This window comes from Providencia sp. PROV114 (genome assembly GCF_032704305.1).
Classification (GTDB): domain Bacteria; phylum Pseudomonadota; class Gammaproteobacteria; order Enterobacterales; family Enterobacteriaceae; genus Providencia; species Providencia rettgeri.
The window spans coordinates 2,015,955-2,027,758 of the sequence record NZ_CP120528.1; the positions used below are offsets into that span (position 1 = coordinate 2,015,955).

Here is an 11,804-nt window from a genome sequence, read left to right on the forward strand (position 1 = left end):
GATGCAAAAGAAAGCTGAGTTGTATCGTGGTAAGGCAAAAACAGTCTATACCACAGAGGATCCTGATCTACTGGTTCTGGAGTTCCGTAATGATACATCAGCACTCGATGGTGAGCGTATCGAGCAGTTTGACCGTAAAGGTATGGTAAATAACAAATTTAACCATTTCATTATGAGCAAATTAGAAGCAGCCGGTATTCCAACACAAATGGAAGCATTATTGTCTGACACAGAAGCCCTGGTGAAAAAGTTAGATATGGTGCCTGTTGAGTGTGTGATCCGTAACCGTGCCGCAGGTTCACTAGTAAAACGCTTAGGTGTTGAAGAAGGCATGGTGTTAAATCCGCCACTATTTGACTTATTTTTAAAGGACGATGCCAAACACGACCCAATGGTGAATGAATCGTACTGTGAAACCTTTGGTTGGGTGAGCAAAGAAAACTTGGCAAAAATGCGTGAGCTAAGCTACAAAGCCAATGAAGTACTCAGTAAAATTTTTGCGGATGCAGGGTTAATCTTAGTCGATTTTAAACTGGAGTTTGGCTTGTATAAAGGCCAAGTGGTATTAGGCGATGAGTTTTCACCAGACGGCAGCCGTTTATGGGATAAAGAAACGCTCAATAAAATGGATAAAGACCGTTTTCGTCAGAGCCTTGGTGGCTTAATCGAAGCTTACGAAGAAGTCGCACGCCGTATTGGCGTACAGCTAGATTAATCAATTTCCTATAATTTGAATGAGATTTTAGCCTGCATTGCAGGCTATTTTTTTAGTCGCTAATCGAGGGTGATTGTTGGCTAATAAAATGTGTAATCCATGATGAGAGAGCGGTATCAGTAGTCTTTATTTGTAGTTGTTGACTAAGTGACGTCAACGTAGGCGCGGGCAATGGGCTTTCGACTTGTAACTCTGGATGGCTTAATATTTCCGTTGGCTGACCGTCAGCGATGAGTTCGCCATTTGATAAATGCAATACGCGTTGAAAATGGCGGGCAACAAAATCAAGGTCGTGGCTAATAGAAACGACGGTTACCCCTTTTTCACGTTGCAAGGTTAGCCAATGTTCAAATTTGCGCAGCCAAAAAGCGTCGAAGTCACGGCTAGGTTCATCAAGCAGCAATAACTTAGGTGAAACGGCCTCTAAACAGGCAACAGCAACCATCCTGCGTTGGCCTGCATGTAAATCTAAAGGGTGTTTATCTGCTACATCGACTAAGTGACAAATTTCAAGTGCTTGCTGTACTCGCGCGTGAATATCACGTTTATGATATCTTTGGCGTTTTAAACCAAAAGCAATCTCATCACGCACACAACTATGAAAAATTTGTTTCTCAGCTTCTTGGAATAAAATACCGATATGGTTGGCTCTTTGTGGTGAGGAAAGAAGGTTAAGCGGCTGGCTATCAAGCTGAATATCACCTTGCGTAGGGCGCAATAACCCTGCGAGCAGGCGTAATAATGTTGATTTACCTGCGCCATTATCCCCAACTAAAGCGACCCATTCACCAGGGTGAATGGATAGAGATAAAGATTGTATATTATCAATAGTAGAGCTTGGCCAACGATAGCTCAGGTTTTTAAGCTGTAACATGCCGCTCCTTAAACATCTGTAGCAATTGCGCTTCATTGTGGGGAATTGTGTCTCGCCAATGCCCTAATTTGACCAGTTCACCTATAGCACGCCAAGCCTCTGGCATATTGATTGTTTCAATAGCATCAAGAAAAACATCATCCAAACAGCCTATAGCAACCACTTTCCCAGATTCTAAAAAGGCTTTGCCAGTACTCAACAAAAGGAATGAATCACAGAAACTGATGGCAGGTAATAAATTGCGTTCAAAAAAAATAATGCTGCAGTTTGTGTGTTCTGTATAGTGTTGTAATTGCACTAAAATACGTTGTGTTGCACTGGGTGTTAGCCGACTAAAGGCTTCATCGAGCAAGAGGAGTTTAGGTTGCATCGCTAATGCACTTGCTAACACGACGCGTTGTGCTTCACCACCCGATAATGTCGCAGGATGGCGCGTACGTAGAGCTTCACAAAACGTGAGCGCAATCGCGTGTTCAACTCGTTGACTAATTTCACTGGGTGACAAGCCAAGGTTTTCAGGCCCAAACGCAATTTCTTGTTCAACGGTAAACGCGCAACCCGAGAGTTGTAATTGGGGGGATTGCTGAACAAGTTGGCGTGATACTGATACCTGAACCACAGAGCTGTCAGCTAAGGGAACTTGTAATACTTCAGCGGTTCCTTCTATTTTCCCTTGAATAAGGTCACTATGCCAACCTGCAAGTATTTGCGCTAGTGTGCTTTTCCCGCTGCCATTACCGCCAAATACACATAGCCATTGGCCTGCATTAAGCTGAAGATCTATCGGTCCTAATAAGGACAGCTCCGCGCTTTGTGGAATGAAGCGCATTTGTTGTAGATTCACCACCATAGAGAGAGACCACCTTCAATAAAAATTAACAAAACTAGCCCATACCTAAGTAGTGCTTGGAATGAACTATCCGTAGGTGGGTTCAATGTTGTGCGTTTAGCGCAATAGCGAAAACCACGCATATCTAATGCGGCTCCACGAATACTCAGATCACTAAGAGTATTACTGGCAAGTGGAAATAATAGGGCCGGTAATGATGTAACACGTTGCCAAAAGCGCCCGTCAAGAGGGACGCCTCTTGCCAATTGTGCCTCACGGATGGTGTTTAATTGCTGACGAAATTGTTCTGCAAGCAATAACGGACCCGCGAGTAGATATGCAAAACTAGCAGGTAAACGGCTAGCAAATAACGCACGAATAAAGCGTTCAGTCGGTACATATTGCAACCAAAGCTGAGAAGCGCTAATAATCGTTAATAACTTAAACCACAATGCTAGTGCAAATTCAGGACGGCTATTTTTTAAAGCATCCCCGGTTAATTGTTGAGCTAGCCAACCCCCGTGAATTAACCAAAGCCCTGCCGCCATGGGGAGCATAATCCATGCAACAATGCGCCAACGATGACGTGCAGGTCGCCAAAATAATAAAGCAGCGAAAGTACTGCAACCTAGCACAATTAATAGCCAGTTCAGAGGTAAGAAAAGCGAACTTACACTGAGCCAAAACCAAATTGTCAGCGAGGTGAATGGATGCATTTAACTGACCTTCGCCATATTTGGATAATTACGTTGGACACGTTCTGGTAATTGTCGAACGAGTAGCCAAGCAATAATGGCAGATGCAACTTTGTCCGCAATATTGGCGCCTAATACCGTAATTGCCACTGATTCTAATAAGTTATCGCCAACAGCATGGAAATACGCGACAAAAAAGTCTGCTCCGCTACCGGTTGTTCCTGCAAATAAGTATGTACGTATAGGAACAGCAACTATCATTAATGCAAAAGTAATCACTACACCGGATAAAACCACTCTTGGTAAGGTGCGAAAACCACCTGCGCGAGCTAATAACCCAGCGCTGAGTCCAATCATCATCGCAACAGGTGCAAATGCAGCGGCAATTGGCCCACTGAGTAAACCCCATAATAAATTAGTTAATAAACCACTTAATAACGCAACCCAAGGGCCTGCTAATAACGCACAAATTAACGTTCCTATAGAATCCAGAAAAATAGGCAGTTTTAGCATTGAACTTAATTGGCCAATAACCATATTAATGGCAATAGAAAAAACAATTAAAGTCAGTGTACGACTAGAAATAATCGACGTTTTACCCATGACAAAGTCATTCCTTACAGTAATGGAATAATAAAATTAGCGAGAAGTGATGATAAGTTCTTCATAACCTGATAACGGGCAAGGTTCACGAATGAAATTTACCTTTTCCAGTTCCCCAATAATCAGCTCTAATGTTGTTCTGACCGTACAACCTGGCATCATATGACCACCGAGGACTTGCCCTTGCTCATCAGAGACAGCTAAATGCAGGTGTTCGCCTTTGGCATCTAAAGTGCCAATTAATGAAACAATTTCAAATTTACCTGTTGTTTGAAAGGTCTCTTCTTGGCCTGCAAAACGTAGTGCAACGTCAGTTAAGCTGCCGACACTGCTAGCAATGAACGCAGCTTGTAGGCCATGTTGCTCAATTTTATGTCTTAATGTTAAAAGTGCGTCTTCGCCAGGGATTAAACGAATAGCAATAAAACGCGCGTTTGAATAGGGTGATAAAGATTGGTTCATATTCTTAATCCTAATAATTGTGCTTATGCAGAGCGTCGCACAACCATTTAAATCATTAAAATTATAAATAATGCTAAGTTATGATTTTTCTGTATTAATTATCTGTGATTATTATACGCAATTGAGATGGATTGTCTGGTTGTAAAGGTATTCAGGGCTATCTTCAGCAAAAGGCACTACAAGTTGGTTTTTATCATGATAAATATAAGAAAAACGCAGAAATAAAAAAATAAACAGTGATGAATACTCCGAATATTTAGCTTAAGTTTTACTGGTGGTGGGGATTATCTGTATTGCCATGCTAATTTTTGTATAATTAAGCTTGTTACCGTGAAATATGCTGAGAATACATCTTTTAAAAAGTATTAAATAGATAATAAAGAACAGCTAAAATGTCGCATTTTAGTTAATTAATTGTGTGGAGATAGTGAGATTTTTTATTAATTAAAAATATCGTCGCCGTAAAAATAAAAAGAGTTGGCGTTAATATTTGCTTCTTTGATGATGAGCCAATAACATGTTTTTAAATCAGCCTAGTTGCTGCTAATAAATTATAATTGTGCGTTTTACAGGGACAAATCTATGAGTCATGTTGATCCAACATTAATCATTTTACTGGTCTTAGCCGGGTTAGGTATCATTAGTCATAATATGACAGTCACCCTTGCGATGCTATTTTTATTGGTGGTCAGAATAACACCATTAAATAATTATTTTCCATGGATTGAAAAATATGGCTTAACCATTGGGATACTTATCTTAACAATCGGTGTTATGGCTCCAATTGCGAGTGGTAAAATAACGGCTAATGAGGTATTAAGCTCATTTTTGAATTGGAAATCGATTTTGGCAATTGTTATTGGGATCGCAGTTTCTTGGTTGGGTAGTAGGGGCGTCACATTAATGTCCCATCAACCGTCTACGGTTGCAGGCTTACTGGTTGGAACCGTCATTGGCGTTGCTTTATTCCGTGGTGTACCGGTAGGACCCTTAATCGCTGCTGGGATTTTGTCACTATTAATTGGTAAATCATAGTATTACGATGGTGAAATTACTTACTGTCATTATAGAACAACTACATATAGTTGGTATGCGTCGTCTTATGGTTCTTTCTGGCGACGATGCATGGGTAGAACAACAACTCAAACAACTTCAAGTTGCTATTGATGGCGATTGGTTAACGATTTCATCAAACTTACCGCAAGGGGTTTCCCCTGAAAATGCGCATCTATTATTGGGCCGTGAATTTTTACATGGCATTTTTGATGTACGTAAAGGGTTTCATAGTGAAGCACTAGCCATGCTTGCTGGCACATTAAAAGCAGGGAGCTTGTTAGTTTTATGTACGGCGCCTCAAAAAGAGTGGGCGACAAATACCGATCTAGACAGCTTGCGCTGGAATGAACAATTGGGGCTCATTTCGACACCGAATTTTGTACATCACTTGCAGCGAACTTTCCAAACATCTCCCGATATTTTATTTTATAAACAAGGGAATGAACCTGATTTTTCATTACTAAAAAACAAACCATTATGGCAAGCACCGACAGGCCAGCCAACAGAACAGCAGCAGCAAATAATTAGCCGATTATTAAGCGCGGAACATGGAGTTTGGGGCTTGATAGCGCCGAGGGGGCGCGGTAAATCGGCAATAGCAGGGATGTTAATACAGCATTTTGCAGGGGAGTGTTGGTGTTGTGCTCCTGCAAAAGTGGCGACGGAAGTCTTAAGCCGGCATGCAGGTAAAAAGATTAATTTTTGGTCTCCAGATAGCTTACTCGCATACTGCCGTAGCAATGAAAATATAACCGCAGATTGGCTGATCATAGATGAAGCTTCTGCAATTCCTAATTATATTTTACGAGAACTAGTGGGGTATTTCCCTCGGGTTTTATTAACCACGACAGTCGATGGCTATGAAGGAACAGGGCGTGGATTTACGCTAAAATTCTGTGCAAGTTTAGCCCATTTCACTTTACTGCAACTTGATAACCCAATGCGCTATGCGGCTAATGACCCCTTAGAATTATGGGGCAATGAGGCTTTATTGCTGCAAGAACCCGTCACTCAAACGGTTTTTGCTGGAAATATTGAATATAAAGCGTTAACCCAGGCATCATTAGCGGAAAATAATGAGCAATTAAAAGCGTTTTATGGCTTATTGATGAGTGCACATTATCGAACGTCACCATTAGATTTACGACGTCTATTGGATGCCCAACAGCAACATTTTATGGTGGCAAAAACCGAGTCTCATAATTGTGCTTATATAGGTGCATTATGGATGGTAGATGAAGGACAGTTGACCGAATCATTGAGCTGGCAAATATGGGCTGGGCTTCGTCGACCAAGAGGAAATTTAGTTGTCCAATCTTTAGCAGCTCATAGTTATTTCCCTATTGCGGCACAATGGCTATCTCGCCGAGTGATGCGTATTGCCGTTGATGCGAACCACCGTAGGCGCCAAATTGGTTTAACGCTTTTAGAAAAACAGAAAGCAATTGCTACAGAGCAAGGGTTAGATTTTTTGTCTGTTAGTTTTGGATTAACACCAGACTTAGTCGCATTTTGGCAAAAAGCGGGCTTTCGGTTAATGCGAATAGGTTCGCACAAAGAAGCGAGTAGTGGCTGTTTCACGGCAATGGCGATATTACCGCTATCAGATCGAGCAAGGCGACTTTGCCAGCAAGGGGAAATGCAATTAAAACGCGATATTTATTGGCGAAATGATCTGTCTGAGTTTGCTTTAGAAACCAGTGAGCAGCAGCAATTAACCCCTGATGATTGGATAGAACTGATCGGTTTTAGTGAGTTTAAACGGCCTATTTCTGCGAGCCAAAGTGCGATTATGCGTTTATTAAGGGAAGAAACAGCCGGGCTTGCGCTGCTCAGACGGCACTTGCTGTCAGGCGAGCCTATCGCACAGATTTGTGCGGATATTGGTATGACAGGGCAAAAGCAATGGTTACAACGAGTAAGAGAAGAGGTTGGTATACAGGTAAAACAATACCAACCGGCGCTTTTAGCTGAAATAAAGCAAAAGGTTATTTCTTCTTGTCTTTAGGCCAATCGTCTTCATCATCCCAAAGGTGGTTATTATCTTGATGTGGGGGAATTTCTGGCTTGTCATCTAAAAACTTTTTGGGGTCCAATTTCATCATTTCTTTGACTGAATTCCAGATAATACCTACCAATAAGAGTAAAATTATCCACCAGTAGTCGGCTAACCATTGCATACATTACCTCTATGAAATTGGGTAAAAGCTAAATGTTGATTTTAAATTATTTAAAATTTATACCATTAGAGTACCATTTACACTTTATATGAAACTGTGTGTTTTTTTAGAGATAGCTACAGAAAATATACCTACAGAGCTTACTGTTTATTTAAATACCATGGCAAATGCACCAACAATGCCAAGCAAAATATCAGAGCCTGTAAGTGCGTAGATATTTTTAACCTCTTCACCGCGAATATTAGCAAAGCGTTCAAGTGCTTTTTCTGTTGAAACGGCTTCAATCTCTTCAAATTGCTTTTCATATCCGGCAGCAATTAGCTTTTGGGTCTCTTGCTCATTTGGTGTAACGATAGCAATTACCTTTCCGTCCTTCATAAAAAAAGAGTAATGATTCATGGGGCTTCCTAATAGTCTTAAGTTTAGGCTCCTGTCATTTTCTCAGGCTTTGCAAGTCAATGACTGGGGCTATTAGCGCTCTTTTCGTCGTAGAACAAGAGAATAATAATCGCATCAACAGGCAAAAGCGACTTTTCATTAAGCTTGTTTACCATTAGAGTATACCATTGATATTATTATGAGTTACCACAGATTTTATGCGGTTTTTACCATTTAATTTATTTATTCGGGAGGAGGGGTGATTTTGAAAAAATTGTTCCTCATTGTTATTGGATGGTTAGCCGTTGCGCTGGCTTTTGCTGGCGTCGTTCTTCCTGTTTTGCCTACCACACCTTTCTTATTATTGGCGGCATGGTGCTTTTCTCGTTCATCTCCACGTTTTCATCATTGGTTATTATATCGCTCTTGGTTTGGGGGGTATATTCGTCACTGGCAAAAGCATAAAGGGTTACCGAAAGGGGCAAAACCAAAAGCAATTATATTGATAGTTCTCACTTTTTCACTATCAATCTGGGTTGTTAGTTATGTATGGTTAAAAATTGGTTTATTGGCACTGTTGTGTTGGCTGCTTATTTTTATGTATCGGCTTCCAGTTGTTGATGAACAAATTTCCAAACAAAATAAAGAAGCCCCATAAATGATGTCGCATCATCTATGGGGCATTGGCGCTATAGAAATTGCTTTGTTAGCTTAGAAATTATTCAGGAGCTCTAATATAGCGTTCGAATACATAATCTAAGTTAGTGCTTAACCAATTTTTCCCACGAATATCTTCTTGCTCAAGAACTTGCGTAATGACTTCTGGCGTTAACAGCTGTTCAGCTTCATGGGATAACGGCCAGTAACTAATATGCCAAGGTTCATAGGCAACCCCTGCATTTTTTGCCGTGAAGGGACGGTAAAAATCAAATGTCGCCATGTTATCCGTGAGCCAGTGGTTTAATTCAGCAAAATAGCCGCCAGTTTCATATTCCCAAGGCTCTAATTGCAAAGTTTGCCCTGCTGGGATCCGTAATGGGTCATAAACATCTATTTCGGTTCCCCAATGATGACGGCTTGCTCCGGGTAATGCAGACCAATGTAAAATAGCTTCACACAGCTCACCTTCTGAAAGCGTTGTAATATCTAAAGGTTGGCTTTGTGCATCAAGAACAGGGCGGAGACCAGTGAATTTTTCATTCCAAATTAACTGTTGACGTGAAAAATCGCGAAATGCACTTGCAGATTGTAACTTGAAGCCCGCTTTTACTGCAGCTTGTTGCATGGCTAAAAATGCCTTAGTGGCATTAAATTGTAGACGATGAGTGCCGCCAAGTGTCACTAAATGGTCCGTTGAACGGCCTGTTAACATTGCGATGGTGATCATAATAACAATAGCTCCATGACTCGCTCATAAATTAAGGCCAGTTGTTGCAAGTCTTTGACACTAACGCATTCATCAACTTTATGTATAGTGGCATTCAATGGGCCAAGCTCAATTACTTGAGTGCCCATTTGAGCGATAAAACGACCATCAGATGTACCACCACTGGTAGATAGCTCTGCGTTAAGACCCGTTAGTTCATGGATTGCCTGCAAGGTTGCAGTGACAAGTTCTTGTTTTTCAGTCAAAAATGGCTGACCAGATAATGACCATTCTATTTTATATACGAGGCCATGACGGTCTAACATACTTGTGACCCTGTCACGTATTTGTGTGTCGGTTAATTCTGTGCTGAAACGAAAATTAAATTGAACAAATAACTCACCGGGGATTACATTACTTGCCCCAGTACCCGCATGAATATTGGCAATTTGCATGGTGGTAGCAGGGAAGAATTCGTTGCCGTTATCCCAGATAGTTGAAGTGAGCTCTTGCAAAAAAGCGGTTGCTCGGTGCACCGGGTTGTCAGCTAGATGTGGATAAGCTACATGCCCCTGCGTTCCTAAAATAGTCAAATTTGCTGTAATAGAGCCTCTACGCCCATTTTTTATGATGTCACCTAAATGAGATTGGCTTGATGGCTCACCGACTAAACAATAATCAACACGCTCATTACGAGCCATTAATGTTTCAACAACTTTAACCGTGCCATCTAATGCATCAGCTTCTTCATCTGATGTGATTAAAAAGGCCAAGCGCCCTTGATGGTGAGGGTGTTTTTCGACAAAGCGCTCTGCTGCGACAACCATTGCTGCGACAGAACCTTTCATATCAGCTGCACCACGGCCATACAGATGTTGATTAATAATTGTTGGGTTAAACGGAGGGGTTTGCCAATTTTCGCTATTGCCTGCTGGTACAACATCGGTATGACCTGCAAATGCGAGGGTTGGTCCTTGAGTGCCTCGATGAGCCCAAAAATTTAATGTGCTACCAAAATGCATTGGTTCAATGGTAAAACCAAGTTGGTTTAAGCGCTCGGTAAGGATCGCTTGGCAGCCTTGGTCATCGGGGCTGATAGAAGGGCGTGCAATTAGTTCTTTGGCAAGCTGAATAACGGGACAATCCATTAAATCCACCTGATTATCGAATGAAGTTTTGGTAGTCATTAGCGTTAAACCCAACTAAGTATCGGTTATCTGGAGAAACAAGTACGGGTCTTTTGATCATGGCAGGCTCTGCAATTAGCACTTTTTTAGCACTATCTGCGTCAATAACTGCATTTTTTTCATCATCAGTCAATTTTCGCCAAGTTGTTCCTCGTTTATTGACTAACACTTCCCAATCAATATGTTCCATAAAGATAGAAAGCAGTTCATCGCTAATACCATCAACACGATAATCATGAAATTGATAGTTAACTCCATTGTCTTCTAAGTAACGGCGTGCTTTTTTAATGGTGTCACAGTTTTTAATTCCGTACATAATATAAGGAGAGTTAGGTGTATTGGGCATATGATTTTCCTCAAAAAACTAGCGATAATCCTTACATAATGCGGCAAAACTCACTTGGGATCTAGCCCAAATGTGAGAAATCTATAATAACCTTATAATTACATTAAATGTAATTTAGCCCCGATAATTAATATATTAAAAATAGATTATCTTGAACGCATATAAATTAAGCTAGCCTCAAGGCGAGATCGAACGCGTAATTTTTTAAGAATATTTCGAATGTGAACTTTAACGGTTTCCTCTGAAATAAAAAGTAAGTTAGATATTTCACGATTTTTTAAACCCACAGCCATTTCATGCAAAATTTCAGACTCTCGTTTTGTCAATGCGGATAGTGGGTCACTATAATGATGACGTGAAATAAGATGTTGATAAATTTTTTCACTAAAAACCAATTGCCCTTTAGAGGCTTTCTTCATACTGTAGAATAGCATATCAAGTTCACTGTTTTTTAATAAATAACCTTGTGCTCCTGCGTCAATAGCACCATATATATCTGTTTTAATTGTCGATGCAGATAACACTAATAAGTAGCTATCATTGCAGTGTTTACGAAGTAATCGTATAGTTTCAAATGTTTTAATACCTTGAATATTGGTATCTATAATAATTAAATTAGGTTTTAACTGCTTTGCCATGCTTAAAGCTTCATAACAACAAGCGCACTCTGCTGTGATAATAAAGTGTGTGTCGGTATTTATGAGCTGCCGCAATCCTAAGCGTATAATAGGGTGATCGTCAATAATCATTACTGTATATTTAGACATAGAGGGTTCCTTTTTTATGTCTCAAATGCCAACGTCTACTCAGGTATTTCCTATAAAATAGACAATTTAATTTCGGTACGTTTATTATATTTAATTGGAGTTTTAATAATTATATAATCAGCAGTATGGAGAAGTGAGATTGATATTAATCGTTTGCTTAATATTTTATAGTTCCATACTAATAATATTGTGCTTGTTGATAATACATTAAAATAGAAAAAATAATATCGAATAGTTAAATTAAAGTTAAACAGATGAACATATTTAAGGTGGGGTTTCATTGTGTTATTATGCAATTAATTATTTATATATATTAACCTAATAAAATTAATAATAAATTATTTTT

14 protein-coding genes and 1 pseudogene are annotated in these 11,804 nt (G+C 40.1%); 4 read left to right on the forward strand and 11 right to left on the reverse strand.

Translation table 11 applies throughout. The annotated features are described in order from the left end of the window. Position 1: 1 nt before the first annotated feature. Complete coding sequence (gene purC, locus P3L37_RS08850; protein ID WP_004911363.1) at positions 2–715, forward strand: phosphoribosylaminoimidazolesuccinocarboxamide synthase; 714 nt, start codon at positions 2–4, stop codon at positions 713–715. Positions 716–947: 232 nt separating this feature from the next. Here purC and P3L37_RS08855 read toward each other — a convergent pair. The 5 genes and pseudogenes from P3L37_RS08855 to P3L37_RS08875 all read right to left on the reverse strand — a co-directional run. Continuing rightward, positions 948–1,589 (reverse strand): annotated as a pseudogene (locus P3L37_RS08855) (energy-coupling factor ABC transporter ATP-binding protein); the annotation flags it as partial. After that, on the reverse strand, positions 1,576–2,439 hold the full coding sequence (locus P3L37_RS08860) for an energy-coupling factor ABC transporter ATP-binding protein (RefSeq protein ID WP_109912440.1): 864 nt from the start codon (positions 2,437–2,439) through the stop codon (positions 1,576–1,578). The gene P3L37_RS08860 and the pseudogene P3L37_RS08855, both read right to left, overlap by 14 nt. Next, positions 2,430–3,134: an energy-coupling factor transporter transmembrane component T gene (locus P3L37_RS08865; protein ID WP_164528761.1), complete on the reverse strand. Its 705-nt coding sequence runs from the start codon at positions 3,132–3,134 to the stop codon at positions 2,430–2,432. Before P3L37_RS08865 ends, P3L37_RS08860 begins: the two co-directional genes overlap by 10 nt. Continuing rightward, the gene (locus P3L37_RS08870) at positions 3,135–3,716 is read right to left on the reverse strand and encodes a hypothetical protein (RefSeq protein WP_004911353.1); all 582 of its coding nucleotides are present in this window, start codon (positions 3,714–3,716) and stop codon (positions 3,135–3,137) included. A 36-nt stretch (positions 3,717–3,752) separates the two neighbouring features. Beyond that, positions 3,753–4,178, reverse strand: coding sequence for a PPC domain-containing DNA-binding protein (locus tag P3L37_RS08875; protein ID WP_109912441.1), 426 nt, complete (start codon positions 4,176–4,178; stop codon positions 3,753–3,755). A 582-nt stretch (positions 4,179–4,760) separates the two neighbouring features. On the opposite strand from P3L37_RS08875, the gene P3L37_RS08880 reads away from it, so the two are divergent. Together P3L37_RS08880 and P3L37_RS08885 are read left to right on the forward strand one after the other, a co-directional pair. Beyond that, positions 4,761–5,213, forward strand: coding sequence for a DUF441 domain-containing protein (locus P3L37_RS08880; protein WP_004911348.1), 453 nt, complete (start codon positions 4,761–4,763; stop codon positions 5,211–5,213). 7 nt (positions 5,214–5,220) lie between these two features. Then, positions 5,221–7,242: a tRNA(Met) cytidine acetyltransferase TmcA gene (locus P3L37_RS08885; protein WP_109912442.1), complete on the forward strand. Its 2,022-nt coding sequence runs from the start codon at positions 5,221–5,223 to the stop codon at positions 7,240–7,242. On the opposite strand, the gene P3L37_RS08890 is transcribed toward P3L37_RS08885, so the two are convergent. Both P3L37_RS08890 and P3L37_RS08895 read right to left on the reverse strand, forming a co-directional pair. Continuing rightward, a complete protein-coding gene (locus P3L37_RS08890) occupies positions 7,223–7,414 on the reverse strand; it encodes a YpfN family protein (RefSeq protein ID WP_109912443.1) in 192 nt (63 codons plus the stop codon). The two genes, P3L37_RS08885 and P3L37_RS08890, sit on opposite strands and share 20 nt — an antisense overlap. Positions 7,415–7,561: 147 nt before the next feature. Further along, on the reverse strand, positions 7,562–7,813 hold the full coding sequence (locus P3L37_RS08895) for a hypothetical protein (RefSeq protein WP_248445678.1): 252 nt from the start codon (positions 7,811–7,813) through the stop codon (positions 7,562–7,564). A 244-nt stretch (positions 7,814–8,057) separates the two neighbouring features. On the opposite strand from P3L37_RS08895, the gene P3L37_RS08900 reads away from it, so the two are divergent. After that, a complete protein-coding gene (locus P3L37_RS08900; RefSeq protein ID WP_181937038.1) occupies positions 8,058–8,450 on the forward strand; it encodes a DUF454 family protein in 393 nt (130 codons plus the stop codon). A gap of 60 nt (positions 8,451–8,510) precedes the next feature. On the opposite strand, the gene P3L37_RS08905 is transcribed toward P3L37_RS08900, so the two are convergent. The 4 genes from P3L37_RS08905 to P3L37_RS08920 form a co-directional block, all read right to left on the reverse strand. Next, positions 8,511–9,179: a M15 family metallopeptidase gene (locus P3L37_RS08905; RefSeq protein WP_109912444.1), complete on the reverse strand. Its 669-nt coding sequence runs from the start codon at positions 9,177–9,179 to the stop codon at positions 8,511–8,513. Then, entirely contained in the window at positions 9,176–10,306 is a 1,131-nt protein-coding gene (dapE, locus tag P3L37_RS08910) for a succinyl-diaminopimelate desuccinylase (RefSeq protein WP_004911329.1), read from the reverse strand. Before dapE ends, P3L37_RS08905 begins: the two co-directional genes overlap by 4 nt. Positions 10,307–10,319: 13 nt before the next feature. After that, positions 10,320–10,691: an ArsC family reductase gene (locus tag P3L37_RS08915; RefSeq protein WP_164528763.1), complete on the reverse strand. Its 372-nt coding sequence runs from the start codon at positions 10,689–10,691 to the stop codon at positions 10,320–10,322. 146 nt (positions 10,692–10,837) lie between these two features. Beyond that, positions 10,838–11,458, reverse strand: coding sequence for a LuxR C-terminal-related transcriptional regulator (locus tag P3L37_RS08920; protein ID WP_004911325.1), 621 nt, complete (start codon positions 11,456–11,458; stop codon positions 10,838–10,840). Between the last annotated feature and the right edge of the window lie 346 nt (positions 11,459–11,804).

Bases quoted from the DNA above. Each gene is read 5' to 3' on its own strand.
- P3L37_RS08860 (WP_109912440.1), bottom strand. From the start codon at position 2,439: ATGGTGGTGAATCTACAACAAATGCGCTTCATTCCACAAAGCGCGGAG.
- P3L37_RS08890 (WP_109912443.1), bottom strand. From the start codon at position 7,414: ATGCAATGGTTAGCCGACTACTGGTGGATAATTTTACTCTTATTGGTA.
- P3L37_RS08880 (WP_004911348.1), top strand. From the start codon at position 4,761: ATGAGTCATGTTGATCCAACATTAATCATTTTACTGGTCTTAGCCGGG.
- P3L37_RS08870 (WP_004911353.1), bottom strand. From the start codon at position 3,716: ATGGGTAAAACGTCGATTATTTCTAGTCGTACACTGACTTTAATTGTT.
- P3L37_RS08895 (WP_248445678.1), bottom strand. From the start codon at position 7,813: ATGAATCATTACTCTTTTTTTATGAAGGACGGAAAGGTAATTGCTATC.
- dapE (WP_004911329.1), bottom strand. From the start codon at position 10,306: ATGGATTGTCCCGTTATTCAGCTTGCCAAAGAACTAATTGCACGCCCT.
- P3L37_RS08915 (WP_164528763.1), bottom strand. From the start codon at position 10,691: ATGCCCAATACACCTAACTCTCCTTATATTATGTACGGAATTAAAAAC.
- P3L37_RS08865 (WP_164528761.1), bottom strand. From the start codon at position 3,134: ATGCATCCATTCACCTCGCTGACAATTTGGTTTTGGCTCAGTGTAAGT.
- P3L37_RS08920 (WP_004911325.1), bottom strand. From the start codon at position 11,458: ATGTCTAAATATACAGTAATGATTATTGACGATCACCCTATTATACGC.
- P3L37_RS08885 (WP_109912442.1), top strand. From the start codon at position 5,221: ATGGTGAAATTACTTACTGTCATTATAGAACAACTACATATAGTTGGT.
- P3L37_RS08875 (WP_109912441.1), bottom strand. From the start codon at position 4,178: ATGAACCAATCTTTATCACCCTATTCAAACGCGCGTTTTATTGCTATT.
- P3L37_RS08905 (WP_109912444.1), bottom strand. From the start codon at position 9,179: ATGATCACCATCGCAATGTTAACAGGCCGTTCAACGGACCATTTAGTG.
- purC (WP_004911363.1), top strand. From the start codon at position 2: ATGCAAAAGAAAGCTGAGTTGTATCGTGGTAAGGCAAAAACAGTCTAT.